A 24,965-nucleotide genomic window follows, 5' to 3' on the forward strand; every position below is an offset into this window, starting at 1 on the left:
GCCATTATTTGGCGACTTCGACCTTGACACGCGCGTTGGGGGATTCGCCGAACATCTCCGGCGCGTACAGCGCTTCGACGCGGCTGGGCGGAAGGGCGAAATCACCGGCGTTGTTCAACCGCACGGTGTATTCCACTTTCACAACGCCCTTGGGCAGGTAGTCGTAATAACTGCGGAAGGCCTCGAAGCTGCGTTCCTCGAAAGCTGGCCAGCCGCCACCCGAACGCTTTTCGCCCTGCGTGGCAATCTGCGAATCGCGCCCCAGGCCGCTGCCCAGGATGGTGGCGCCACCCGGAATCGGATCGGTGATCGCGACCCAGGTCATGTCGGCGCTGGCGTTGACTTCCAGGGTCACGCGCAGCACATCGCCGCGCGTGTACTGCCCGGGGTTGGCCTGCTCGACGGGCGTCACTGTCTTCTTGATGGCGTAGCCTGCGGCGAAGGGCGCTTTCAGTTGAACCGCGGCCACCGATTGCAGCGTGAGCCAGGGCTTGCCGCCGCCGTTCTGCGTGACGGTCAGCGTTTCCTTTGCGGCGCCCGGCTTCCACGGCAGGAACATCGCGTTGTTGCGCAAGTCACCCGGCGATGCCGGCGCGCCGAACCACGTGCCTGGGCCCGGTGCGCCGGACGGGTCGCTGGCCTTCACACGCTCGACGCGGCTCCATTCCACCGATTCGACACGCTTCGTCGAATCGGCGTTGCCCAACGGTGCCGCACCCAGCGTGGCGTTGGTCGAACCCGTGACGGGTTCGCTTTCGAAAGCCTTCGAGAACTTGTCCAGCGCCAAGCCGCCCCACAGGTTGGCGGTAGTCGTGTGCCACGCACCGTTCCTCTGGCGACCGATGAAGCCATTGGCCAGCTTGCCGATGTCGTCCTTCCAGGCAGGGTCGTCCATCACCGTGAGCAGGAGGCGCGCGGCGTTCACGTCGCCATTGGCCATCAGCCAGTACCAGTAGTCGTCGCGCTCGGTGCTGAAGACCACCTTTGTTCCCTGGTACGACAGGCGCGACTTCAAGACGTTGCCGGCTTCGTCCATGCGTTGCTGGCGTTGCGGCACGTCCTTCACGCGCTTCAGGATGTTGACCCAGTCGATCACGGCGCTCGTCGGCCACTGGTTCGGCGCGATGGTGATGCTGCCGGTCATGCGGCCCTGCGCCTTGCCGTAGCGTGACAGCGCTTCGAGCGCAGCAAGCTTGCGCACGTCCAGGTCTTTTTGCGGGCTCCAGAACTCGCGCTGGATGCGGCCTTCGACAAAAGCGATGAGGCCGCTTTCCATCGGCGCTCGCGCGTCATCCGGCAATGCGAAAGCCGGGTCGATGGCGGACGCTTCGTCCGTCGCGGCCAGCAGGTACGAGGTGAGGATGTCGCTGCCGCGATTGGCCTCGCCATCGCGTGGCGGAAAGTAATTGGCGAGTCCGTCGCTGTCGAGATAGCTCGGCAACTGCGCCACCACGCCTTGCCACATCTTCGCGTCGCGCAGGCCGATGGATTTGCTCGTCTTCTGTTCCAGGCACGAGAAGGGATAGTTGGCGAACCAGTCGCGCACGCCTGGCATGCCGTCCGCCAGCTTGGGTTGCAAGGCGAGCTTGAGGCCGCCGCGGCCGGGCAGGGCGTCCGCAGGCGGTGCGACGTCGAGCGAGAAGGGTTCGTCGACCCGCACCAGCGTGGCCTGCTGCACGGTCAGCGGCACGGCCGGCACGATGCGCTGGCGCACCTTGAGTGCGTCGCGTGCGTCGCCCAGCGTGTCCCTGGCGTCGATCTCCCACAGGATCGATTCGGCGCGCGTCTGCGCGAGCTGCGCCGGCGCCGTCACCGTCCACGCAACTTCACGCGCCTCGCCCGGCGGAATCTCGATGGTTTGCGGCTGAAGCGTCAGCAAGGTCGCGCGCGGCGCGGCTTCGACCTTCATCGCCTTCTGCGTGGTGTTGCGCAAGGTGATCTGCGCGCGGAACTGGTCGTCTTCGCGCACCAGCGGCGGCAGGCCACTGATGATCTGCAGGTCTTGCGTCGTCTGGATGGACGCCTGGCCGGTGCCGAAAAGCTGGGTGCCCGAATCGGCGACGGCGACGATCCTGAAGGTGGTCAGCGCATCGTTGAGCGGCACGGTGATGGTGGCCTGGCCATTGGCGTCGAGCAGGACGCGCGGGCTCCACAAGAGCAGCGTGTCGAGCAACTCGCGCGTCGCCGACTTGCCGCCACCGCCGCCCGCGGGCACGGCCTTGCGGCCATAGTGCCGTCGGCCGACGATTTCCATTTGCGCCGTCGACGTGCTCACGCCCCAGCTGCGGCGCGTGAGCATCGCGTCCAGCAGGTTCCAGCTCGTGTTGGGCATGAGTTCGAGCAATGCCTGGTCGACGACCGCAAGCGCGACTTCCGCACCCGCTGCCGGCTTGCCATCGGGCAGCTTGCCGGTGATGGTGACCTGGGCCTTGCCGCGCACCGTGTAGGTGGGCTTGTCGCTGGCCACCTTCACGTCGATCTGATGCGATGCGGTGCCGACGCGAATCTCCGCCACGCCGAGCCGATAGGCCGGCTTGCTCAGGTCGACCATCGCTGTTGGCGCCACGTATTCCCGGCCTTCGTACCAGAAGGCCGTCCACCACTCGCGCGGCGCCTTGAAGCCCCAGGTGAAAAAGCTGTACCACGGCACCTCGCGCAAGCGGCCGCGCAAGGCGAGCACGCTCACGTAGACGTTCGGGCCCCAGCTGTCCTTGATCTGCAGGTTGACCGTCGGGTCTTGACCGTTGAGCTGCACCACCTGCGTTTCGATGATGCCTTCGCGCTCCACTGCCACCAGCGCAGTGGCAAAGCGGAAGGGCATGCGCACCTGGACCTTCGCCGTTTCGCCCGGCTGGTAGCTCTTCTTCTCGGGCAGCACATCGATGCGGTCGTGGTCTTCGCCGCCGAACCAAAGTTCTCCCTGCCGCGTGACGTAGATCGATGCCGCTGCAAGGCTCTCGCGGCCTTCCTTGTCTTTGGCCACCACCACCAGCTCGACGTTGCCGGGTTCCTTCAGCGATGCGTCGCACAGCACGAGGCCGCGGCTGTCGCTCTTGCCGCTGCACACGGTGCCCAGGTCCCTGGTTTCGGTCTTGTTGTCATAGGTGTAGAAGCCGCCGACCATGCGTTTGCGGCTCGTGGTCGTGATGCGTGCGACGGCCTTCACTTCGACGGGCACCCCGGCTTGCGGCTTGCCCGACAGGTCCAACGCCAGTGCCTGGAACTTGAGCTTCTGGCCGGTCGACACCCAGCCTTCGGTCTTCACGCCGGCGATCACGTCGGCGGGCCAGACCGTTTGCGTGCTGCGCAGCGTCTGCACCTCACCATTGGGGTCGGCGTAGGTGGCTTCGAGCAGCAAGTCGCGCGGGGCTTTGGCGGTAGGCAACGGGTCGAGCGTGAGCTTGCCGGCGCCGTTGCGGTCGAGCGTCAGGGGTTGCTTGTCGGCCACCACGCGAGCATCGTCGGATTCGGATTCTTCATCAGCAGAAGAGGCTGCCGCATCACGGTCCCTGCGCGGCGGCGAGAAGTTGAACATCTCGTAGTCGGCAAAGTTGACGGACTTCCTGCGCATCATGGCCGACACGCGCACCGGCAGGTTCGACGCGCCGCCGCCAGAGACGTAGTTGATCTGCACGTCGGTGGGCAGCGACGTCACCGCCACCAGCGGCTTCTTGTCGGTCGGTGCGATGCGGCCCTCGAGCACGGGCAGTCGAAACTCTTCCACGCGGAACTGGCCGGTGGCGTACGCGCGCCGCACGTCGCCCGCAGAGCCAATGGACAACTGGACTTCGTAGACCCCCAGTTTCGCGGCTGTGGGAACGGCGAAGACGTTCTCAGCGCTCTTGCCGCCAGTCGCCGTGGTGCGCCAGGTGACGGGCTGCGTGAAGGTCTGGCCGCTGCCTGAATGCGTGATGGTCAACGTGCCCGGCAAATCCTTCGGCACGCCGAAGCCGGCGTTGGTTTGCGTGCGGATCAGGTGCTTCATCGACACCGTTTCGCCTGCGCGGAACAGGGCGCGATCGAAGACGGTGTGCGCCACGACATCGGGGTCGCCATCGCTGCTGGTCGGCACGTTGAAGCGCCACGGCTCGATGCCCCGCTGCCAATCGCTCCAGGTGAAGGCGAGGTCTTCCACGCCCTTGTCGTCGGTGGCGCGCGCGCTCACGAAGTACGCGTTGCTGTAGTCGCCGGATTCGCCGTCATCGGCATTGCCCGCACCGGAGCAGGTGGGCGCGTCTGCATCGATGCCTTCGAGGCGCGCAATGCCGTTGGCATCCGTCGTGCCGGTGGCCACTTCCTTGCCATTGCAACCGGAGACGCGCACCTTGGCGCCGGCCACCACCTTGCCCTTGTCCAGCGTCGTGACCCAGGCCAACGAGTTCTCGCGGCCGAGCTTGAAATGCACCGCGAGGTTCGTCGCCAGCGCGCTCGTGCGCACATACATCGTGCGGCCGTTGCCATAGCGTTCGTCCAGCAGCGATTCGCCGAGTTTTTGCGACGCGATCTCCAGCACGTGGAACCCGGGCGTGAGCGGGATGCCGATGACTTCGAACGGACGCGGGTCCTGGCTGTTGGCCTTGGGCATGTCGAGCGTCTTCACGCCGGGCTGGCCGCCGAGCAGCGAGAGCATGCGGCTTTGCACGTTGTCGCGATCGTCCTTGTCGATGACTTTCGGCAACTCGCCCTTGATGTCGGCACGCGCCTGTTTGCGCGGGACGGCGTAGCTGTTCTCATAGCGCCGCACCTTGCGGAACCACGCGATGATCTCCGCGTCGGTCTTCGGATTGATGTCGCTCACCTTGCCGGGCGTGAGTGCCTGCATGGCGAGCGCCGGTTCGACGCGTCGCACCGTCACCGGCATCATCGCGCCGCCTTCCGGCTCGGCGAGGCGCTCGATCACGCCGAAGGGCGATGCCGCAAACTTGGCGAGCGGTGGCATCGCGCCAGTCTTGACCTTCATCGGAAAGACGCCGGGGTTGCCGAGCGGTCGCTCCGATGCATCCTTGAAGCCGGAGGGCAGCTCGACGGTGTATTGCGCAAGCTCGGCAAAGGGCGCCTCGAAGCGGATCGACTCCACCAGGTCGTCACCCGCGCTTCCCTCGGGGAACTTTGGCTCGAGGGTCTTGCTGTCTCCCTTGAGCCTGATCTGCGTCGCCAAGGTGCGCGCGACCGGCGCGTTGAATCGCAACTCCATCGGCCGCAGCGGCAGACAACCCGCTTGCGCGTTCTCGCGCTCGCAGGTGAAGGAGGCTGCGAAGGGCTCGCGCACTTGAAACGAGAAGCGCTTTTCGACGCTGTTGGCCACCCCCGTGGGCGTGGCAACCCCCTTGCCATAGACGATCTGCACACGGCTTGCCGCAGTCAGCGTGCGGTTGCACTGGAAGGTCACGAAGCGATCAGGATCTCTTGCGGCGACTTGGGTGTGGCCAGTGGATGCCAGCAGCGCGGCACGTTGATCAGCGTCCAGCAACCGGACCGGAATGCGCTCGCCCATGCCTTCGACGGCGCACCAGACGTTGTCGCGAATGCTCTGCGTCGTGGCCGCGCCGTTGAGTTCGAGCAAGAAAGCCTGCTGCTCGTCGATCTTCCCGCCGCTTGGCACGATGAATCGCACGAAGGGGCCGCCGGTCGTGAATTGATAGCGCGCCGGGCCCGTGAGCGCGTTGCCTGCGGGATCGCTGAAGTTCGCGACGCGGGTGACGGTGCAGCGCATGCCGGGCGGCAGGTCGTTCTCGAAGTCGAAGACCCATTGCTTGTCGCCGGTCCAGCGGCCGTTTCCTTTGCCGGCGCGCGCATCGGCGCAGCTCACGGTGAGCGGTGCGGCTGCCTTGGGATCGCCAAAACGCACAGCAGGCTCGTCGAATTTGGCGACAATCTGGCGAACGCGAGCGACTTCGCCCTGCGGCGTGAGACTGGTGATCTGCAGTGCATGCGCATGGCCGGCGAGGGCGAGCAGCACGCCGGCTTGCACCATGATTCTTGTTGAAACGGACACCGTGCTCCTCAGGATGATCGCCGAGCGTAACGCGGTTTGCCGGGCTTTCGCCACGCCGGTTGCGACCCTGAAACTGAAGGATTCCTGTGACCACTGACAACAGCGCCGCCAACAACACCGTCGCCCTTTACTGGGACTTCGAGAACCTCCACGCCAGCCTGTACGAGGCCCGGTTCGGCGAGGGCAGCTACAGCAAGCCCGATTCGCGCTTCAAGGTGCAGGATCCGCTGGTGGACGTGCAGGCCGTGGTGGACCTTGCCTCGTCCTTCGGCGCGGTGTCGATCAACCGCGCGTACGGCAACTGGCAATACTGCGGCCGCTATCGCGATGCGCTGCTGCAATGCTCGATGGAGCTGATCCAGCTTTTCCCGCCGGGCCAGTCGTCCAAGAACGGCGCGGACATCCGGCTGTGCCTGGACGCGATCGAAGACCTGGGACGCCATCCGCACATCGGCACGGTCGTCATCGTCGGCGGCGACAGCGACTTCATGCCCGTCGCGCAGAAGATCAAGGCATTGGGGCGAACGCTGGTGGGTGTGGGCACGCGCAAGGCGACCAATCGGCACTGGGCCAGGAGTTGCCACGTGTTCCACTTCTACGGCAGCGTGGGTGGCGACGGGGAGGCTGGCGAGGCGGACAACGGGGCGTCGTCGGAGGAAGATCCGGCAGCCGACACGCGATAAGGCGCACGCCAGCACGCCTTGGCGCAAAGGGATAGATTGCGGGCTTCCTTTTTTTGCTGACCAGGAACTCCTCATGGAACATCGGCGTCTCGGCAACTCGGGCCTGCGCGTGCCCGCTCTCAGCTTCGGCACGGCCACCTTCGGCGGCGGCAACGAATTCTTCAAGGCCTGGGGTTCGACGGATTCGGGCGGCGCGTCACGCCTCATCGACGTGTGCCTGGACCACGGCGTGTCGATGTTCGACAGTGCGGACGGCTATTCGTCGGGGCTGGCGGAAGAGATTCTCGGCGCGGCCATCAAGGGCAAGCGCAACCAGTTGCTGATATCGACGAAGGCGACGTTTCCAACGGGAGACGGTCCGAACGACTATGGTTCGTCGCGCCAGCATCTGGTCGAGGCGGTCGACAAGGCCTTGAAGCGATTGAACGTCGATCACATCGACCTGTTCCAGCTGCACGGGCAGGACTACAACACGCCGGTGGAAGAGACCCTTTCCACGCTCGACCAGATCGTGCGCTCGGGCAAGGTGCGCTACATCGGCTGCTCGAATTTCTCCGGCTGGCACCTGATGAAGTCGCTGGCCGCGTCGGACCGTCACGGCTGGCCGCGGCATGTGGCGCACCAGGCGTATTACTCGCTGCTCAATCGCGACTATGAGTGGGAGTTGCTGCCGCTGGGTCTCGACCAGGGCGTGGGCGCGGTGATCTGGAGTCCGCTCGGCTGGGGCAAGCTCACGGGCAAGATCCGCCGCGGCCAGCCCGCGCAACCCGGCACCCGTGCGCACGACATCGCGGGCACGGGGCCGCACTTCGAGGAAGAGCGGCTGTTCCGCATCGTCGATGCGCTGGATGCGGTGTCAGCGGAAACGGGCAAGACGATCACGCAGGTGGCATTGAACTGGCTGTTGCAGAGGCCGACGGTGTCGAGCGTGATCATCGGGGCGCGCAATGAGGAGCAGCTGGTGCAGAACATTGGTGCGGTGGGGTGGAACCTCACGACTTCACAGGTAGCGGTACTCGATGCGGCGAGTGATGCGCCGGCTGCGTATCCGGTGTGGCATCAAAGGGGGTTTCCGATGTTGAATGAGACGGGCGTTGCTTGACTGACGCGGGGTGAATGCTCTGTGTGTGTGGTCGGTGGGTGGCATGCCTGTGGGCGTGGGGGCGGCGTCGGCGGACGGTATGCCTGCGGTCGGCTGACGCCTCGGGTCCTTCGGACTTCGCTGCTGCTCCTCAGGAAAGGCGGGGTCCGCAGAACTCGCGCCACTGCGTGTCGCTCAAACAGCTGCGGCCCTTCTTCCGCCTTTCCTTGCGGTGCTCGCCCGAGGCTCAACAGCCGCCCACAGGCATACCGCCCGCCGACGCTGGACACGGTGGGGGTGAACTGTCCGCCGCACAGGGTGGGGGTGAACAGGACGTTTCGACGGTCGTGCCCCAGCAAAGAGTGCGCGCGCCGCGAGCTCTTGCGCACCGACGGATCAAACGCAGGTTCGATGGAAACGCCCACACCGTTGGCGCCACCCCGGAGCCCGGTATGCGATGGCCGCTGGGCGCCGCCTCTGTGGCGCCGAGCAGCGCAGCCTTTCGCGGATCAGGGCTGGCGATTGTCTGAGTGGAGCGCAGCGGAGCGAGTTCGAGCCAGACCCCGCGAAAGGCGAGCAGCGCAGGGAAGTCCCGCAGGGACCGCCACAGTGAAGGCGCCCAGCGGCCATCGCATGCCGGGCGGCCCCCCGAAGAGCACACATGGCAAGCACACACCGCAAGCACACACCGCGACCACAAACAAAAAAGCACCAACCCCTCCAACGCCGGGTTGATGCTTTCAAACCCCGCAACAGCGGGGGACCTGGAGAACTCTTCGATCAGCCGATCCGCACCGGCACGAAGATCTTGTCGTCGCCACGCTGCACCAGCAGCGCCACCGACTTGGTCGACTTCGACACCACGTCGCGCACCTGATCGACACTCTTGACCGCAGTGCCGTTGACCGCAATCAGCACGTCGCCCGGCTGGATGCCAGCCATCGCCGCCGCGCCGCGTGCGTCCTCGACCACCAAGCCGCTGTCGACACCCGCTTCGCGGCGTTCCTGCGGCTGCAGGGGTCGCAGGGCCAGGCCGAGCTTGCCTTGGCCCGTGCTGTCGTCCGCGCTCGCCACCTTGGCCGCCTTGTCGCTGGCGTTGCCCAGTTGCGCCGTGATTTCCTTCGTGCCGCCCTTGCGCCAGACCTCCAGCTTGACCTTGTCGCCAGGCGACGAAAGGCTGATGGCGGCGGGCAGGTCGCCCGAAGAGACCACCGGCGTGCCGTCCACCTTCAGGACCACGTCGCCGACTTCCAGGCCCGCCTTGTCGCCGGGGCCGCCCTTCTCGACGTTGGCCACCAGCGCGCCCGCGGGCGAGTCCAACTTGAAGGAGTCGGCCAGCGTCTGGTTCACCTCCTGCACCGCCACGCCCAGCTTGCCGTGCTCGACCTTGCCGGTCGCCACGATCTTGTCCTTGATCTTGTTGGCCAGGTCGACCGGAATCGCAAAGGACACGCCCTGGTAGCCGCCCGTGCGGCTGTAGATCTGCGAGTTGATGCCCACCACCTCGCCGCGCGCATTGAACAGCGGACCGCCGGAGTTGCCGGGGTTCACCGCCACGTCCGTCTGGATGAAGGGCACCGCGCTGTCGTCCGGCAGCGAGCGGCCCTTGGCGCTCACCACGCCCGCCGTCACCGTGTTTTCAAAGCCGAAGGGCGAGCCGATGGCCAGCACCCATTCGCCCACCTTCAGATCGGCCGTGCTGCCGAGCGTCACGACCGGCAGGTTCTTCGCATCGACCTTCAGCACGGCGATGTCCGTCTTGGGGTCGGCGCCCAGCACCTTGGCCTTGAGTTCGCGGCGGTCCGTCAGCTTCACGGTGACTTCCGTCGCACCCTTCACGACGTGCGCATTCGTCAAAATGATGCCGTCGGCGCTCACGATGAAGCCAGAGCCCTGGCCGCGAACAACCTGCTGGGGCGCAGGCGCAGGCGCACGGCGACCGCGTTGCTGCATGCCGGGAATGCCTTGCATGCCCGGGCCCTGGAAGTGCCGGAAGAACTCGGCGAAGGGGTCGCCCTGGAAGGGGTTGCCGTCATCGTTGGACGCCTCGTCGTCCGAGGCCTTGGCGGAGCCGACCACGCTGATGTTGACCACCGCAGGGCCCATGCGCTGCGTGATCGCCGAGAAGTCCGGCAGCGCGACCGGAACGCCCGTCGTGGTGGTTGCCGTCACGGCAGGCAGCGGAGCGGCGGTGGCTTTCGTGAGGTTGATCGCCGATACGCTGGCACCGCCGATGACGCCTGATGCGACAAGCGCAAGGATCAGGCGGGAAGGGGTCATTGACTGGAGTCGCATGGTGGTCAGGTCCTTGAGAGAGGGATTGGATGACCTGAATGATGCGGACGCCTGCTTAGACGGGGCTTAATCCTTCCGTTGGAAATGCACCGTCGCACGCAAGCCGCCCAGGCGCTCCGAGGTTCCGAGCTGCACGGTCGCACCCTGGCGTTCGGCAATGGCGCGCACGATGGCAAGTCCGAGCCCGCTGCCATCCGCCTTGGCATCGGCCGTGCGATAGAAGCGGTCAAACGCGCGCTCGCGCTCGGCCTCGGGAATGCCGGGGCCGTTGTCTTCGACGGTGATCACCGCGGCGCCATCTTTCACATGCAGCGACACGTCGACCTGACCCTCGACGGGCGCGTACTTGACGGCGTTGTCGACCAGATTGCCCACGAGGATGCGAAGCGCCGCCGCATCGCCCTGCACCGTGGCGGGCTCGGTGGCGGCCACGCCCAGGTCGATGTGGCGTGCATGGGCTTGCGGCAAGGCGGCCGTCACCGTCTGCGCCACGAGTTGCTCGAGATCCACGCTGGCGGATTGCGTCGCGCTCTCCTCGCCCGACTCCTGGCGCGCCAGCACCAGCAGCTGACCAACCAGATGGATCGATCGCTCGATGCCCGCCTGCAGTCGTGTGATGGCGGCGTCGCGGCCCGCCTCATCGCTGGCCCGGCGAAGCGCCTGGGCTTGCAACTTGAGCGCGGTGAGGGGCGAGCGCAGTTCATGCGCCGCATCGGCAACGAAATTCTTCTGCGCCTCGAAGGCCGAGCCGACGCGGCTGAACAGCAGGTTCAGCTCCTGCACCAGCGGACGCACTTCCTGCGGCAGCCCCGCCTCGGACAGGGGCGACAGGTTGTCGTCCGCACGGCTAGCGACCTCGCGGCGCATGCGCTCCACCGGCTTGAGCGAGTGGGTGATGATCCAGCCCACCAGCAGCATCAGCAGCGGCGCCATCAGCGCCATGGGCAGCGTCGCCCGAAAGGCGAGGGCGCGGGCGCGCTCCTGTCGAGCATCCATGTCCTGCGCGATCTGAACGGTCTGCACCGGGGTTTGCAGCGAATACACGCGATAGCGCGTGCCACCCACCACCGCGTCGGAAAAGCCGAGCACCGCTTGCGGCGGCAGCGCGGGACGGGCGGATCGGAAGACCTGCGTGCCGTCGGGTCCCCAGATCTGCACGAACACGTCATAGCCCTCGCGGCCAAAAGCCTCATCGTCCCTGCGCATGGGCACGTTGCCGTGCAGCGAATGCGCCATCTGCTGCAAATGCATGTCGAACATCGCATCGGCATCGCGCAACGCGCCGCGATAGGCGGTGACGCCCAGCGCCGTGGCGGCCAGCAGGATCGACGCCAGCACAAAGCCCAGCAGGCGGCGGCGCAGCGAAAAACCCGCGTCGTCCGTCATTCCCTGGGCACCAGGTAGCCCAGGCCGCGCACGGTCTGGATAAAGCCGCTGCCCAGCTTCTTGCGCAGGCCGTGGATGTAGACCTCCACCGCGTTGCTGCTGATGTCGTCTTTCCAGCCGTAGAGCTTTTCTTCCAGCTGCGTGCGCGACAGGACGATGCCCGGCCGGGCGATGAGGGGTTCCAGCACCGCCCATTCCTTGGCCGAGAGCTGCACCGGCTGGCCGTTGAGCGTGGCTTCGTGCGTCGCCGGGTTGAGCGTGACGCCCATGTGCGAGAACACTGGCTCGCCCATGCCCGCGCCGCGCCGGATCAGGGCGCGGATGCGGGCCAGCAACTCGTCCATGTCGTAGGGCTTGACGACGTAGTCGTCCGCGCCGGCGTCGAGCCCGGCCACGCGGTCGGCCACCGCGTCGCGTGCCGTGGCCACCAGCACCGGCACGCGGTCGCGACGGCCCCGCAGGGCGCGCAGCACTTCGATGCCGTCGCGCTTGGGCAGGCCCAGGTCCAGTAGCACGAGGTCGTAGCGGTGCGAGCGCAGGGCGGTGTCGGCCATGGCACCGTCGCGAACCCAGTCGACGGCGTAGTGCTCCGAGCGCAGCAGGTCCAGCACGGCCTCGCCGATCATGTGGTCGTCTTCAACGAGCAGGAGGCGCATGTGTTAACGAAGTGGCAATAGTGGGAGTCTTGATTGTGCTGCGTCGGCTTAAGCCAGCCTGAAACCAAAAGGCTCCATTTATGATCGCCGCGGCTCGAAGGACCCTCATGCAACTATTGTTGACTCACCCCGCCGGAAACCAGAATGTCCGCGCCGTGCTCTCGGCCACGGAGGGCGCTGGAATGCTCGCGCGCTTTGCGACCACCGTGGCGGCTTTTCCGGAAGGCGCCGCGGCGCGGCTGATGCCCGGAGGCCTGCGGCGCGAATGGATGCGCCGCGCCTTCGACATCGCGCCCGCCAAGCTGCTGAGTCATCCCTCGCGCGAACTGCTGCGCATGGTCGCTTCCAAGGCCGGATGGCAGGGCATGACGCGGCACGAAGCCGGCTTTGCGTCACCCGATGCCGTGTTCCAGGATTTCGACCGCTTCGTGGCGGACGCACTGCCTGCGCTGGCCCGCGACCACGGGCTCAAGGCCGTCTATGCCTACGAAGATTCGGCCCTGCACACTTTCAGGGCAGCCAGGTCACTCGGATTGAAGTGCATCTACGACCTGCCGATCGCCTATTGGGCGATGGGCCGCAAGCTGATGCAGGAAGAGGCGGAGCGCCTGCCGCAATGGGCCGTCACGCTCGGCGGCGGCGTCAGCGACTCGCAGGACAAGCTCGCACGCAAGACGGAAGAGCTGCAACTGGCCGACATGGTGGTCGCGCCCAGTGGCTTTGTGCTCGATTCGCTGCCGGTTGCAGCCACCGGGCCGCGCCGCGTTCTTGCACCCTTCGGCTCGCCGGCTTCGGCCTCGGCAGCGTCGTTTGCGGCGCCTGATGCATCTCGGCCCCTGCGTGTGCTCTTTTGCGGCTCGATGGGGCAGCGCAAGGGCCTGGCGGACCTCTTCAACGCGATGAAGCTGCTCAAGGGCGAGAACGTCGAGCTGATCGTGCTCGGCTCAATGCAGGCGCCGGCGGAGTTCTATCGTTCGGAATATGCCGACTTCACCCACGAGAAGGGCCGGCCGCACGCGCAGGTGCTGGAACTCATGCGCAGTTGCGACGTGTTCTGCCTGCCGTCCATCGTCGAGGGGCGTGCGCTCGTCACGCAGGAAGCCATGAGCCAGGGCCTGCCCATCATCATCACTGCCAACACCGGCGGGGAAGACTTGGTGATCGAGGGACAAACCGGCTTTTTGGTGCCGATCCGTTCTCCTGAGAAAATCGCGGAAAAGATCTCGTGGTTCAACAGCCACCGTCGCGACCTTCCCGCCATGAAGGCCGCCGCTGTCCGGCACGCCGCGACCTACACCTGGAAGCACTACGGCGACATCGTCGTCGATGCCATCCGCGAACTGGACTGACATGGCCCCCTCGGGGGCCGAATGACTCAATGACCGACATTCGGGCGTCCCGACGCTCCTGGGAAATCGACGCGCTGCGCGGGCTGATGCTCGTACTCATGACGCTCACGCACTTGCCCACGCGCCTTACCGACCCGATGGGCCAGCCCTTCGGCTTCGTTTCGGCGGCCGAGGGCTTCGTGCTGCTGTCGGCCTGCATGGCGGGGCTGGTTTACAGCCGTCTCGCTTATCGGGACGGCATCGTCGCGATGGAGCGCGCCTTCTGGAAGCGCGCGTTCAAGGTCTACCTGATCCAGGCGGCGATCCTGTTCTTCCTGTTCACCGTCATCACGGCGGTGAGCCTGAAGATCGACCAGCCGTCGGTCAAGAACCTTGTCTCCTTCTACCTCGCGCAGCCGCTGGAAGGCTTTGTGTTCGGCCTGCTGCTGGTCTATGAACCGGCGCTGCTGGACATCCTGCCGATGTACATCTTCTTCATGCTGCTGAGCCCCTGGGTGCTGGCCTTTGGCATGCGGCATGGCTGGTGGGGCGTGATGGCGGTGAGCTGTGCCTTCTGGGTGCTGGCGCAATACGGCTTCGCCGAATGGGTCCACGCGCAGGCCGTGCACTGGCTGCACCTGCCCGTGCCCTATGGCGAGACGGGTTCGTTCAACACCTTTGCCTGGCAGTTCCTCTGGTTTGCCGGCTTGTGGATGGGCGCGAGCCGCAACGCGCCCGGCGCGAAGCCCTTTCACTTTCCTGCATGGTTGCTGGCGCTGGCCGGCGCGCTGGCGATCTATGGCTTCTTCTGGCGGCACACGGGCATCAACGGCCAGGCGCCCTTCGGTGGCGACGTGGAGCGCAACCTGCTATTCGACAAGTGGCTACTGGGCCCGCTGCGCGTGGTCAATCTCGTGGTGCTGGGCATCCTGACCATCCGGTTCGGCCCGACGGTCGCCCGCTGGATTCCGCGCCAGCGCTGGCTGGAAACGATGGGCTCGGCCTCATTGCCTGTTTTTTGCGCACACCTGGTCGCGGTGCTGCTGGTGCTGGCCTTCTTTGGCGACAGCCAGCTGGCGCGTCCGTGGTGGAGCGATGCCCTGCTGCTGGTCGTCGTGCTGGGCGGCATGTACGGCGTGGCGCGCGTCAGCCAGAAGGCCGATGCCACGCCGCCCGCCGAAGAAGTGACGACGGCGCCTGGCACCGCCTGAAGCGGCCTGAGGCGGCCTGAGGCGGCCGCATGCGCCACACGCGGTGCATGCTCGTTCAGGCCACATTGAATCCAATCTCACGCACGGTGCGTACAAGGCATGCAAGCAGCGGCCACAACGCACACAACAGCCGTGCACGCGACAGGCGCTTCGCCGTTCGTCCAAACCATGAGAAGGATTCGATCATGCAACTCCGTACCCTCCCGGCCGTGCTGGCCATTGCAGGTTTCGCAAGTCTCGCCAGCCTTGCCGGCTGTGCGGACATGAACGCCAAGCCCGCGATGTCGATGTATTCGCAGGCCATGCTTCCCGATCCCGTGAAAGTGCCTGCCGGGCATGTGGTGGCGATGGAAACCGTTGGCGCCGGCGACATCACCTACGAATGCCGCGTCAAGGCCAACATGCCAGGCCAGTTCGAATGGACCTTCGTTGGCCCCGACGCCAGGCTGATGGATCGCATGGGCGCGCAGGTGGGCAAGTACTACGGTCCACCCGCCACGTGGGAGAGCATGGACGGCTCGAAGGTCACCGCCACCCAGGTGGCCGTGGCGCCCAACGGCAGCGGCAACATCCCCTACCAGCTGGTCAAGGCCAACCCGGCGATGGGCACCGGCAAGATGCAGGGCGTGAGCTACATCCAGCGGGTGGGCACGCAGGGCGGCGTCGCGCCTGCCATGCCTTGCACGGGTACGAACACGGGCGAGAAGCAGGTCGTGAAGTACCAGGCGGACTACATCTTCTACCGGGCGATGTAGCCGTCCCCCGGCTCAGCCGAGCCTGGCGCGGTGGCGCGCGATCTGCGCGCGCACCTGCGCCGGCGCGGTGCCGCCGAGCACGTTGCGCGCGTTCAATGAACCGCGCAGGCTCAGCACGTCGAACACATCTTTCTCGATGCTCGCGTTGAACTGCTTGAGCACCGCCAGCGGCAACTCGGACAGGTCGACCTGGTGCGAAATCGCAGCCTTCACCGCATGCGCCACGGTTTCGTGCGCATCGCGGAAGGGCAGGCCCTTCTTCACGAGGTAGTCCGCCAGGTCGGTGGCCGTGGCGTAGCCGCGCAGCGCGGCCTTTTCCATGGCCTCGGCCTTGACGGTGATGCCGCCCACCATTTCGGCAAAGATGCGCAGCGTGTCCTTGAGCGTGTCGACGGTGTCGAACAGCGGCTCCTTGTCTTCCTGGTTGTCCTTGTTGTAGGCCAGCGGCTGGCCCTTCATGAGGGTGATGAGGCCCATCAGGTGGCCGACGACGCGACCGGTCTTGCCGCGCGCCAGTTCGGGCACGTCGGGATTCTTCTTCTGCGGCATGATCGATGAGCCGGTGCAGAAGCGATCCGCAATGTCGATGAAGCCGAAGCTCTGGCTCATCCACAGCACCAGTTCCTCACTGAAGCGGCTGATGTGGATCATGGCCAGCGACGCGGCCGCGGTGAATTCGATGGCGAAGTCGCGATCGCTCACGGCGTCCAGGCTGTTCTGGCAGACGCCGTCCATGCCCAGCGTCTTGGCGACCATTTCACGGTCGAGCGGGTAGCTGGTGCCGGCCAGGGCGGCTGCGCCCAGCGGCAGGCGGTTGACGCGCTTGCGCACGTCCAGCATGCGCTCGGCGTCGCGGCTGAACATTTCCACGTAGGCGAGCATGTGATGGCCGAAGCTCACCGGCTGGGCCACCTGCAGGTGCGTGAAACCCGGCAGGATGACTTCGACGTTCTTCTCGGCGATGCTCAGCAGCGCCTTCTGCAGGTCCACCAGCAGGCCGCCGATCAGGTCGATTTCGCCGCGCAGCCACAGGCGCACGTCGGTGGCGACCTGGTCATTGCGGCTGCGGCCCGTGTGCAGGCGCTTGCCCGCGTCACCGGCGATCTGGGTCAGGCGCGCCTCGATGTTGAGGTGCACGTCTTCGAGTTCGAGCTTCCACTGGAAGGTGCCGGCTTCGATCTCTTCGCGGATCTGCTTCATTCCGCCCTGGATGGCGGCCAGATCCTGCGCACCGATGATCTTGCGGGCGGCGAGCATTTCGGCGTGGGCGAGGGAGCCTTCGATGTCGGCCTGCCACAGGCGTTTGTCGAAAAACACGCTGGCGGTGTAGCGCTGCACGAGCTCGCTCATGGGCTCGGAGAACAGGGCAGACCAGGCTTCGGACTTCTTGTCGAGTTGGTTTTCAGACATGGGAGGCAATAATGGGCTTGTCACCCAATGTTTCTTTGATGCGCAATCTGTCGATTTTATCGGCCACCCGCAGTTCTGCTTCTCAGGAGAAGAAAGCGAAGGTGGACCCGCCGCTGCGTTCTTCGGTGTTCGACGTCTGCCAAGTGGGCGTGGTCCTGCGCGCCGTGCTCTTCGTGGAGGCGGTTCTCGCCGTGGTTGCGCTCTTTTCGGCGGACGCACCCCTGGAATGGCTCGGCCTTGTCGCCACCATGACGGGCGGCGCCTTGCCGGCCACGCTCTTGTGGCTGGTGGCCGTCTGCGCGGCCCGCAAGCTGCTGGGACGGCTGCCATCGGCGGGGCAGCACGTCGTGGGCGGGCTGATGGGCGTGCTGGCCGGCCTCTACGGCTGCGGCCTGCTGCGCTTGACGGGCGCGCTCGGCACGGCGCCCTGGTTTGCCAGTGCGCTGTCCGGCCTGCTGTTTTCGGTGGTGGCCATGGGTTGGCTGGTGCTGCGCGCACGCGGCGCGACGCCGGCCGCGACCACAGCGAGGCTGGAGGAGCTGCAATCCCGCATCCGGCCCCATTTCCTGTTCAACACGCTCAACAGTGCCATCGCCCTGGTGCGCGAAGAGCCGGCCAAGGCCGAGACCATGCTGGAAGACCTGAGCGAGTTGTTCCGGCAGGCGCTGGCCGATCCCGGCGAGTCGGTGACGCTTGCCGATGAAATCGGGCTGGCGGAGCGCTATCTCGCCATCGAGCAGGTGCGCTTTGGCGAGCGGCTTCGCATCCGGTGGGATCTCGATGCCGCGGCCAGCAATGCGCGCCTGCCCCCTTTGCTGCTCCAGCCGCTGGTTGAAAACGCCGTCAAACACGGCGTGGAGCCCAGTCCCAAGGGCGCCAGGCTGCGCATCCGCACCGAGCGGCGCGGCAGTCGCGTCATCATCGAGGTCGTCAACAGCCTGCCGCCGCTCCTGTGGGCCGACGATCCCTTGCCCCGGGGACATGGCATTGCATTGGCCAACGTCCGCGACAGGCTGCGCTTGCTGCACGATGTGCAGGCGCAGTTCCGCGCGGGCGTGGACCAGGACAACTACCGCGTACGCATCGATATTCCGGCACCACCCTGAAGATTGAAGAGGAAAGAACGACCATGAGCCTGCGGACTTTGATCGTCGACGACGAAGCCCTCGCACGTTCCCGCCTGCGCACCCTGCTGGGTGAATGCACCGCGCCCGCGACCACCGTCCTGGCCGAGGCGGCCGACGGCGAGGAGGGGCTGCGCCACATTCTTTCAGGCGCGTTCGATCTGGTGCTGCTGGACATCCACATGCCGGGCCTGGACGGCATCGAGCTGGCGCGCGTGCTGCGCTTGCGTGCCAATGCGCCAGCCATCGTCTTCGTGACCGCGCATGCGACCCACGCCGTGACGGCTTTCGAACTCGAGGCCGTGGACTACCTCACCAAGCCCGTGCGCGCCGAGCGGCTCAAGCAGGCGCTGCAAAAGGCGGAGCGCTACCTCAAGGACCGCCGTGCCGAACTGACCGAGTCACCCCAGGAGACGCTCCTCATCCAGGACCGGGGCCGCGCCGAACGCGTGCCGCTGTCCGAGGTGCTTTACCTGAAGTCGGAGTTCAAGTACCTGACGGTGCGAACGGCGGTGCGCAGCCACATCCTCGACGGCTCGCTGAGCGAGTTCGAGGAGCGCTACCCGAATCGCTTCGTGCGCGTGCACCGCAATGCGCTGGTCGCGCGTGAGGCCATTCGCGCGCTGGAGAAGTACGACGACGGCGAAGACTCCGACGGCTGGGCGCTGCGGCTGCACGGCATCGCCGAACCCGTAGCCGTTTCACGCCGCCAGCTTGCCGCCGTGCGCGAAGCGCTGAAGGAGGCTTGATGAGCGAGCCGGGCGACGCGCCGCCAGGCCGGAAAAATGGGCGCGATCACGAACGCACGATGCTGCCCGTGCAGGTGGACGTGCGCAGCCTGTCGCTGGGCTTCCTGGCCGTGCTGGCGGGTGTCTTCGTGCTGCACTGGGCCGCCGCGGTTTTCATCCCGCTGATGGTGAGCCTGCTGCTGACCTACGCACTGGCGCCGCTGGTCGATCGTCTCCAACGCTGGAGGCTGCCGCGCTGGCTGGGAGCGGCCATTGTGTTGTTGGGCATCATCGGTGGCATGGGCTGGACGGGTTATTCACTGTCTGACAGCGCTTCCCGCTTCATCGACACGCTGCCGCTGGCGGCGCAGAAATTCCGCGTGGCCGTGCGTTCGAAAGATGCCCACGCCAGCACGCTCGACACGGTCCAGCAGGCGGCGGCGCAACTGGAACAGGCCGCCAACGAAAACTCCGCCAGGATCGCCTCGAAAAAGGGCGTGGCGCGCGTGGTCATCGAGCGGCCGGCTTTCAACGTGCGCGACTACCTGGTCAGCGGCACCATCGGGCTGCTCACAGCGGTCGGGCAGTTCACGCTGGTTTCCTTTCTCACCTATTTCGCCTTGTGTTCCGGTGACACCTTTCGGCGAAAACTGGTGCGGATGACGGGGCCGAGCCTGCAGAAAAAGAAGATCACGGTGCAGGTGCTGGACGACATCACACGGCAGATCGAGCGCTACCTTCTGGTGCAGATCCTCACGAGCGCGGTGGTGGGCGTGGCGACTGGCCTGGCCTTCTGGGCCCTTGGTGTGGACAACGCCGCCGTGTGGGGCATCGTGGCGGCCGTCACCAACCTGATTCCCTATGTCGGCTCGGTGATCGTCATGGGCTTGTCGGCCATGGTGGCCTTCATGCAGTTCAACGCGGTGGACATGGCGCTGCTGGTGGGCGGCGTGTCCCTGGTCATCCACACATTGGTCGGCAACCTGCTCACGCCCTGGCTCACCAGCCGGACCAGCCAGATGAATCCGGTGGCTGTTTTCGTCGGGGTCATATTCTGGGGTTGGCTGTGGGGCGTCTGGGGTTTGCTGCTCGGCGTGCCCGTGATGATGGTCGTCAAGGCAGTGTGCGACCGTGTCGAAGACTTGCAGCCCGTCGGAGAGTTGCTCGGAAGTTGAGACAGTTGCGCATTACTCCTGCATTGGTGCTTTCGCAACACAGGGCTTAGGGTCTATGTAAGAAATTGTGTTGACAAAATATGCTGCGGTGCGAGACGCTTCGGCATACGTTCATTCACTTTTTCTTACTTTGCTAGTGACCATTCTTGACGCGCGTGAATCGGCGCCTTCCGAAGGCGGCCCCAGCTTTTCCCTGAGCAATCGGCTCATACGGGCGGCATGGATCGTCGTGTGGGCACTGGGCGCCTCGTGGACGCCAAGGCAACTGGCCGGCTGGAGGCGCCTTCTGCTGCGCCTTTTCGGCGCCCGGATGGCGCCCGGCAGCGACGTGCGCGGCAGTGCGCGCGTCTGGTATCCGCCCCATCTGGAAATGCACGCCCGCGCCCTCGTCGGGCCTGGCGTCAATGTCTACAGCATGGGCCAGATCGTGGTGGGCGAAGACGCCCTCGTGTCGCAGGGCGCCCATCTTTGCGCCGGCACGCACGACTACAACTCCCCCGAATTCCAGCTCCAAGCGCGCCCCATCGTCATTGGCGCGCGCGCCTGGATCGCGGCCGAGGCCTTCGTCGGGCCCGGCGCGCGCGTCGGCGAGGGGGCAGTACTCGGTGCGCGGGCCGTGGTTTTCGGCGAACTCGAGCCCTGGACGGTGTATTCCGGCAATCCCGCCATGGCGATCCGCAAACGCCGCCGCCATGGCGCGGCGACCGGGCACTCCTTGTCATCATGAACGCGACCTCTTCCCAAAGCATCTCCCGAAGCGGGGCGAACCCGCAGTGCGTGGTCGTGCTGCTGACCTTCAATTCGGTCGGGATCATTCGCGAGACCGTCACTGCGGCCTTGCGGGTGAGCCCGCATGTCTACGCGGTCGATTCCGGTTCCACCGACGGCACGGCCGAAGCGCTGCGCGAACTGGGCTGCACCGTGGTGCAGCGCCCCTTTACCAATTACAGCGACCAGCGCAACTGGGCGATCTCGCAGGTGGAGGCCGACTACGCGTGGCAACTGCACCTGGATGCCGACGAGGTGCTGGACGACGTGGCGGTGCAAGAGATTGGCGCAATCCTTGCAGGCAGTGACGGCAACGATGCCTACATGCTGCGCCGTCGCGACTACTTCATGGGCCACATGCTGCGATTCAGCGGCGTCAATCCGTGGCACTTGCGCCTGTTCCGCTCGGGCAAGGGCCGCTGCGAAGCCCGGTTGTACGACCAGCACTTCATTACCGTGGGGGCGAGCGGCGAGAGCGGCAAGCTCACCGGCTTCATGCACGACAAGAACTCGCTGGACCTCACCGACTGGATCGCGCGCCACAACCGCTGGAGCGATGCCGAGGCCAAGGAAAAGATGGGGCCGCAGCTCGTTGGCGACAACGTGCTGCAGCCGCGACTCATGGGCGACGCGCGGGAACGCACGCGCTTCATCAAGCAGCTGTACTACCGCCTCCCCATCGGGATGCGGGCACTCAGCTATTTCGTCTACCGCTATGTGCTGCGCCTTGGCTTCCTCGATGGAAAGCCGGGCTTCTACTTCGCCTTCTTTCAGGCGCTGTGGTTTCGCATGCTGGTGGACGCCAAGATCTACGAGCAGCGTTCGCGCTAGCCCGCATTTCAATTTTCAGTGACTTTGGGAGCGACTTTTTCATGCGCCAATACAACCCGTCCAAACGCATCCTCGTGACCGGTGGTGCCGGCTTTCTCGGCAGCCACCTGTGCGATCGGCTCATTGCGCAAGGACACGATGTCTTGTGCGTCGACAACTTCTTTACCGGTACCAAGCGCAACGTCGAGCATCTGCTGGGTCATCCGCAGTTCGAACTGATGCGCCATGACGTGACCTTTCCGCTGTACATCGAAGTCGACGAGATCTTCAACCTGGCATGCCCGGCCTCGCCGGTTCACTACCAGCACGATCCGGTTCAAACCACCAAGACCAGCGTGCATGGCGCCATCAACATGCTGGGCCTAGCCAAGCGCGTGCGCGCCAAGATCCTGCAAGCCTCGACCAGCGAGGTCTATGGCGATCCGGAGATTCATCCCCAGGTCGAGGCCTATTGGGGCCGCGTGAATCCGATCGGCTTGCGCAGCTGCTATGACGAAGGCAAGCGCTGTGCTGAAACCCTGTTCTTCGACTACTACCGCCAGCACAAGCTGCGCATCAAGGTCGCTCGGATTTTCAACACTTACGGCCCGCGCATGCACACCAACGACGGGCGTGTGGTGTCGAACTTCATCGTGCAGGCGCTGAAGGGACAGGACATCACCATTTATGGCGATGGCAGCCAGACCCGCAGCTTCTGCTACGTGGACGACCTGCTCGAAGCCATGCTGCGCCTCATGAATACGGGCGACGATTTTCCGGGCCCCGTGAACATCGGCAATCCCGGCGAGTTCTCGATGCTCGAACTGGCAGAAAAAGTCATCGAATTGACAGGTTCGAGCAGCAAACTCGTGAAGATGCCTTTGCCCTCGGACGATCCCAAGCAGCGGCGCCCCGACATCTCGCTGGCGCAGGAACACCTGGGCGGCTGGACGCCGAAGACGCAACTCAACGAAGGCCTCACCAAGACCATCGCCTATTTCGATCAACTTCTCTCCGGCACCAAGCAGGACTGAACGGCCCTCCTTTCCAGAAATGAACATCACCATCATCGGCACCGGCTATGTGGGCCTCGTGACGGGCGCCTGCCTCGCCGACCTTGGCAATCACGTTTTTTGCCTTGACCTTGACGCCAGGAAAATCGGCACCCTGAACGAGGGCGGCATCCCGATCTATGAACCGGGACTGGCGGACATCGTGCAATCCAACCTCGCCGCAGGGCGCCTGATTTTCTCGACCGACGTGGAAGCGGCCGTGGCACACGGCGACGTGCAATTCATCGCCGTGGGCACGCCTTCTGACGAGGATGGCAGCGCCGATCTGCAATACGTTCTCTCGGCGGCCCGCAACATCGGCCGCAGCATGGAGGGCTACAAGGTCGTGGTCGACAAGTCCACCGTGCCGGTCGGCACGGCCGACAAGGTCACGGCCGCCATTCGCGAGGAGCTGGCCAAGCGCGATCGAAGCGATCTTTCCTTCTCGGTGGTGAGCAACCCCGAGTTCCTGAAGGAAGGCGCTGCGGTCGAGGACTTCATGCGGCCGGACCGCATCGTGCTGGGCGTCTCGGATGACGACAGCGGCCGCGAAGCTTTGGCGACGATGCGCAAGCTCTATGCGCCTTTCAACCGCAACCACGAACGCACCCGCGTGATGGACGTGCGCTCGGCGGAGTTTGCCAAGTACGCGGCCAACGCGATGCTGGCCACGCGCATCAGCTTCATGAACGAACTGGCGAACCTGGCCGACAAGGTGGGTGCCGACATCGAACTGGTGCGCCAGGGCATGGGCTCCGACCCGCGGATCGGCTACAGCTTTCTGTATGCCGGCACGGGCTATGGCGGCAGCTGCTTTCCCAAGGACGTCGAGGCGCTGACGTACACGGCGCAGGAATACGGCCAGACGCTGCGCGTGCTGGAATCGGTCAAGGCGGTGAACGACGAGCAGAAGTTCATTTTGGTCAACAAGATCTTCGAGCGATTTGGCAAGGATCTGGCCGGACGCACGTTTGCGCTGTGGGGGCTCGCCTTCAAGCCCAACACGGACGATATGCGCGAGGCGCCGAGCCGCGTGGTCATCAATGCATTGTTGCGCGCCGGCGCGTGCATCGTGGCGCACGATCCGGTTGCGGTGCACGAGACAAAGCGCGTGCTGGCGGCTGACTTTGCCGATGCGCCTGCCTTGCTCGACCAGATCAGCTTTGCCGCCAACCCCATGGATGCACTGTCACAGGCCGACGCGCTGGTGATCGTCACGGAGTGGAAGGCCTACCGCAGCCCGAGCCTGGACAAGCTGAAGGCGCTCATGAAGTCGCCCGTGATTTTTGACGGGCGCAATCTGTACGAACCCATCACCATGCGCGACGCGGGCGTCACGTATGTGGGCGTGGGCCGCGGCAGCGTTCGCGCCGGGGCTTGAGGCTGTCAGGCGGCCAGGGCGGCCGCCTGTTCCTGCGCTTCGAGCGCTTCCTGTGGTTCGGGTGCGAACCTCTCACCCAGCATGGCCTCCAGCGGTTCGTACAGCTTGGGCATGTGCATCGTGCGTGACAGGAGCAAGCGTGCCGCCGGCACCACCACCACGCGCAGCTCCATCCCGGTGCGAACGTGTGCGGACACCACCGGCTGTCCAGCCGCGGTGAAGGTCATGATCAAGTCCGGGAACTGCGCGAACCGCTTGCCCTTCTGGTCCAGCAGCATGTATTCGTTGATGAGGCTCAGCCGCGTCTGCGCGCCGTCGTCAAGTTCGACAAAGCCGACATCCAGCCCTTCCTGCTGCTCGCAACGGTAGGCGCTCACCCGGCCTTCAGCAACGACGCGTCCACCGAGCAAATCGACGGCTGCGTCCATCCCGCGGTCGAGGTACGCGCGGCCCAATGCGATGGCGCGGCTGATGGCGCCGGGCGCACCGTGCCGGCGCGCGTAGCCGACCGACACCGGATTGCGCGTCACCGCGACGATGCCGCCTGCCTCGACGGACGCGCGGCGCACCATGCCGGACGTTCTCTCGAGGCGCCCGGAGGTCGTGCCTTCGACATGGCGCGCTTCATCGCCTCCGGCGTATGCCTGGATGGAAAGATAGCCGGGCTCGGTGTGCAGGCCCATTGCACCCATCACGCTGGTTGGATGTGCCCGTCCGTTGCAGGCGAGGTCGATCAGCGGCAGGCCTGTCATGGCCGCCTGGAACCATCCGTTGATGGTGGTGTCGGCGCCGTTCTCGTTGGTGTTGAGGGCAACCAGTTCGCGACCGCGGGGCAGTTCCCGGCGCAGCAGTTCGATGGTGCGCAGACCGTGCGACGGCCGCACGTGAGGGTTGGGTGCGCCGGGTGCGCCGACCAGGGCAACGGTCGCCGTGAGTGCGTCATTGTCGAATTCGTCGGCGCTCCACAGCTGCGGCGTGCCCACTTGCAAGGCCAGGCGCGCGGTGCGCTCGCCCGCCTCGATCATGCCGCCCCCACCGCCGCCAAGGATGGCGCCGCCCCACACGGCTGCCAGGACGTCGTCGGTCGTCAAATTGCGTTTCATGGTTCAGTGCTCCAGAGAGTGTGT

The 24,965-nt window shown here is 65.5% G+C and carries 18 protein-coding genes; 12 read left to right on the plus strand and 6 right to left on the minus strand.

Going from position 1 to position 24,965, the window contains the following annotated elements; all coding sequences use genetic code 11:
• Window positions 1–4 precede the first annotated feature (4 nt).
• Window positions 5–5,974 carry an Ig-like domain-containing alpha-2-macroglobulin family protein gene (locus QTI66_RS19035; protein ID WP_286561391.1) on the minus strand — a complete coding sequence of 1,990 codons (5,970 nt, stop codon included), beginning with the start codon at window positions 5,972–5,974 and terminating at the stop codon, window positions 5–7.
• A gap of 107 nt (window positions 5,975–6,081) precedes the next feature.
• Here QTI66_RS19035 and QTI66_RS19040 point away from each other — a divergent pair, with 107 nt between their 5' ends.
• Both QTI66_RS19040 and QTI66_RS19045 read left to right on the plus strand, forming a co-directional pair.
• Window positions 6,082–6,678, plus strand: a complete 597-nt coding sequence (locus QTI66_RS19040) for an NYN domain-containing protein (protein ID WP_286561392.1) — start codon at window positions 6,082–6,084, stop codon at window positions 6,676–6,678.
• A 73-nt stretch (window positions 6,679–6,751) separates the two neighbouring features.
• On the plus strand, window positions 6,752–7,780 hold the full coding sequence (locus tag QTI66_RS19045) for an aldo/keto reductase (RefSeq protein WP_286561393.1): 1,029 nt from the start codon (window positions 6,752–6,754) through the stop codon (window positions 7,778–7,780).
• A 759-nt stretch (window positions 7,781–8,539) separates the two neighbouring features.
• Here QTI66_RS19045 and QTI66_RS19050 read toward each other — a convergent pair.
• From QTI66_RS19050 to QTI66_RS19060, 3 genes are all read right to left on the minus strand, one after another.
• Window positions 8,540–10,054, minus strand: coding sequence for a DegQ family serine endoprotease (locus tag QTI66_RS19050; RefSeq protein WP_286561394.1), 1,515 nt, complete (start codon window positions 10,052–10,054; stop codon window positions 8,540–8,542).
• A 66-nt stretch (window positions 10,055–10,120) separates the two neighbouring features.
• Window positions 10,121–11,440, minus strand: a complete 1,320-nt coding sequence (locus QTI66_RS19055) for a sensor histidine kinase (protein ID WP_286561395.1) — start codon at window positions 11,438–11,440, stop codon at window positions 10,121–10,123.
• Entirely contained in the window at window positions 11,437–12,096 is a 660-nt protein-coding gene (locus tag QTI66_RS19060; RefSeq protein ID WP_286561396.1) for a response regulator, read from the minus strand. The genes QTI66_RS19055 and QTI66_RS19060 overlap by 4 nt, the downstream gene beginning before the upstream one ends.
• Before the next feature lie 107 nt (window positions 12,097–12,203).
• On the opposite strand from QTI66_RS19060, the gene QTI66_RS19065 reads away from it, so the two are divergent.
• The 3 genes from QTI66_RS19065 to QTI66_RS19075 all read left to right on the plus strand — a co-directional run bounded on the left by QTI66_RS19065 (window position 12,204) and on the right by QTI66_RS19075 (window position 15,390).
• A complete protein-coding gene (locus QTI66_RS19065; protein ID WP_286561397.1) occupies window positions 12,204–13,445 on the plus strand; it encodes a glycosyltransferase family 4 protein in 1,242 nt (413 codons plus the stop codon).
• 29 nt (window positions 13,446–13,474) lie between these two features.
• A complete protein-coding gene (gene opgC, locus QTI66_RS19070; protein ID WP_286561398.1) occupies window positions 13,475–14,635 on the plus strand; it encodes an OpgC domain-containing protein in 1,161 nt (386 codons plus the stop codon).
• Between the two features lie 185 nt (window positions 14,636–14,820).
• Window positions 14,821–15,390, plus strand: a complete 570-nt coding sequence (locus QTI66_RS19075) for a DUF3455 domain-containing protein (RefSeq protein ID WP_286561399.1) — start codon at window positions 14,821–14,823, stop codon at window positions 15,388–15,390.
• A 12-nt stretch (window positions 15,391–15,402) separates the two neighbouring features.
• Here QTI66_RS19075 and argH read toward each other — a convergent pair whose 3' ends face one another.
• On the minus strand, window positions 15,403–16,800 hold the full coding sequence (gene argH, locus QTI66_RS19080; protein ID WP_286561400.1) for an argininosuccinate lyase: 1,398 nt from the start codon (window positions 16,798–16,800) through the stop codon (window positions 15,403–15,405).
• Window positions 16,801–16,811: 11 nt separating this feature from the next.
• On the opposite strand from argH, the gene QTI66_RS19085 reads away from it, so the two are divergent.
• The 7 genes from QTI66_RS19085 to QTI66_RS19115 all read left to right on the plus strand — a co-directional run bounded on the left by QTI66_RS19085 (window position 16,812) and on the right by QTI66_RS19115 (window position 23,838).
• Window positions 16,812–17,906, plus strand: coding sequence for a sensor histidine kinase (locus QTI66_RS19085; RefSeq protein ID WP_286561401.1), 1,095 nt, complete (start codon window positions 16,812–16,814; stop codon window positions 17,904–17,906).
• A 23-nt stretch (window positions 17,907–17,929) separates the two neighbouring features.
• On the plus strand, window positions 17,930–18,673 hold the full coding sequence (locus QTI66_RS19090) for a LytR/AlgR family response regulator transcription factor (protein ID WP_286561402.1): 744 nt from the start codon (window positions 17,930–17,932) through the stop codon (window positions 18,671–18,673).
• Window positions 18,583–19,827 carry an AI-2E family transporter gene (locus QTI66_RS19095; RefSeq protein ID WP_444815022.1) on the plus strand — a complete coding sequence of 415 codons (1,245 nt, stop codon included), beginning with the start codon at window positions 18,583–18,585 and terminating at the stop codon, window positions 19,825–19,827. Before QTI66_RS19090 ends, QTI66_RS19095 begins: the two co-directional genes overlap by 91 nt.
• Window positions 19,828–19,963: 136 nt before the next feature.
• On the plus strand, window positions 19,964–20,554 hold the full coding sequence (locus QTI66_RS19100) for an LbetaH domain-containing protein (protein WP_286561404.1): 591 nt from the start codon (window positions 19,964–19,966) through the stop codon (window positions 20,552–20,554).
• On the plus strand, window positions 20,551–21,426 hold the full coding sequence (locus QTI66_RS19105; protein ID WP_286561405.1) for a glycosyltransferase family 2 protein: 876 nt from the start codon (window positions 20,551–20,553) through the stop codon (window positions 21,424–21,426). Before QTI66_RS19100 ends, QTI66_RS19105 begins: the two co-directional genes overlap by 4 nt.
• 41 nt (window positions 21,427–21,467) lie before the next feature.
• Complete coding sequence (locus QTI66_RS19110; protein WP_286561406.1) at window positions 21,468–22,439, plus strand: UDP-glucuronic acid decarboxylase family protein; 972 nt, start codon at window positions 21,468–21,470, stop codon at window positions 22,437–22,439.
• Between the two features lie 19 nt (window positions 22,440–22,458).
• On the plus strand, window positions 22,459–23,838 hold the full coding sequence (locus QTI66_RS19115) for a UDP-glucose dehydrogenase family protein (RefSeq protein ID WP_286561407.1): 1,380 nt from the start codon (window positions 22,459–22,461) through the stop codon (window positions 23,836–23,838).
• Window positions 23,839–23,843: 5 nt separating this feature from the next.
• On the opposite strand, the gene QTI66_RS19120 is transcribed toward QTI66_RS19115, so the two are convergent.
• Window positions 23,844–24,941, minus strand: coding sequence for an S-methyl thiohydantoin desulfurase domain-containing protein (locus tag QTI66_RS19120; protein ID WP_286561408.1), 1,098 nt, complete (start codon window positions 24,939–24,941; stop codon window positions 23,844–23,846).
• Window positions 24,942–24,965 lie beyond the last annotated feature (24 nt).

The sequence above is a fragment of the Variovorax brevis genome, from assembly GCF_030317105.1.
Classification (GTDB): Bacteria; Pseudomonadota; Gammaproteobacteria; order Burkholderiales; family Burkholderiaceae_C; genus Variovorax; species Variovorax brevis.

Excerpts from the sequence above, each read along its gene's own strand:
- QTI66_RS19110 (WP_286561406.1), top strand. The coding sequence starts at position 21,468 with ATGCGCCAATACAACCCGTCCAAACGCATCCTCGTGACCGGTGGTGCC.
- QTI66_RS19115 (WP_286561407.1), top strand. The coding sequence starts at position 22,459 with ATGAACATCACCATCATCGGCACCGGCTATGTGGGCCTCGTGACGGGC.
- QTI66_RS19065 (WP_286561397.1), top strand. The coding sequence starts at position 12,204 with ATGCAACTATTGTTGACTCACCCCGCCGGAAACCAGAATGTCCGCGCC.
- QTI66_RS19090 (WP_286561402.1), top strand. The coding sequence starts at position 17,930 with ATGAGCCTGCGGACTTTGATCGTCGACGACGAAGCCCTCGCACGTTCC.
- QTI66_RS19085 (WP_286561401.1), top strand. The coding sequence starts at position 16,812 with ATGGGCTTGTCACCCAATGTTTCTTTGATGCGCAATCTGTCGATTTTA.
- QTI66_RS19060 (WP_286561396.1), bottom strand. The coding sequence starts at position 12,096 with ATGCGCCTCCTGCTCGTTGAAGACGACCACATGATCGGCGAGGCCGTG.
- QTI66_RS19035 (WP_286561391.1), bottom strand. The coding sequence starts at position 5,974 with ATGGTGCAAGCCGGCGTGCTGCTCGCCCTCGCCGGCCATGCGCATGCA.
- QTI66_RS19050 (WP_286561394.1), bottom strand. The coding sequence starts at position 10,054 with ATGCGACTCCAGTCAATGACCCCTTCCCGCCTGATCCTTGCGCTTGTC.
- argH (WP_286561400.1), bottom strand. The coding sequence starts at position 16,800 with ATGTCTGAAAACCAACTCGACAAGAAGTCCGAAGCCTGGTCTGCCCTG.
- QTI66_RS19045 (WP_286561393.1), top strand. The coding sequence starts at position 6,752 with ATGGAACATCGGCGTCTCGGCAACTCGGGCCTGCGCGTGCCCGCTCTC.
- opgC (WP_286561398.1), top strand. The coding sequence starts at position 13,475 with ATGACCGACATTCGGGCGTCCCGACGCTCCTGGGAAATCGACGCGCTG.
- QTI66_RS19105 (WP_286561405.1), top strand. The coding sequence starts at position 20,551 with ATGAACGCGACCTCTTCCCAAAGCATCTCCCGAAGCGGGGCGAACCCG.
- QTI66_RS19120 (WP_286561408.1), bottom strand. The coding sequence starts at position 24,941 with ATGAAACGCAATTTGACGACCGACGACGTCCTGGCAGCCGTGTGGGGC.
- QTI66_RS19055 (WP_286561395.1), bottom strand. The coding sequence starts at position 11,440 with ATGACGGACGACGCGGGTTTTTCGCTGCGCCGCCGCCTGCTGGGCTTT.
- QTI66_RS19075 (WP_286561399.1), top strand. The coding sequence starts at position 14,821 with ATGCAACTCCGTACCCTCCCGGCCGTGCTGGCCATTGCAGGTTTCGCA.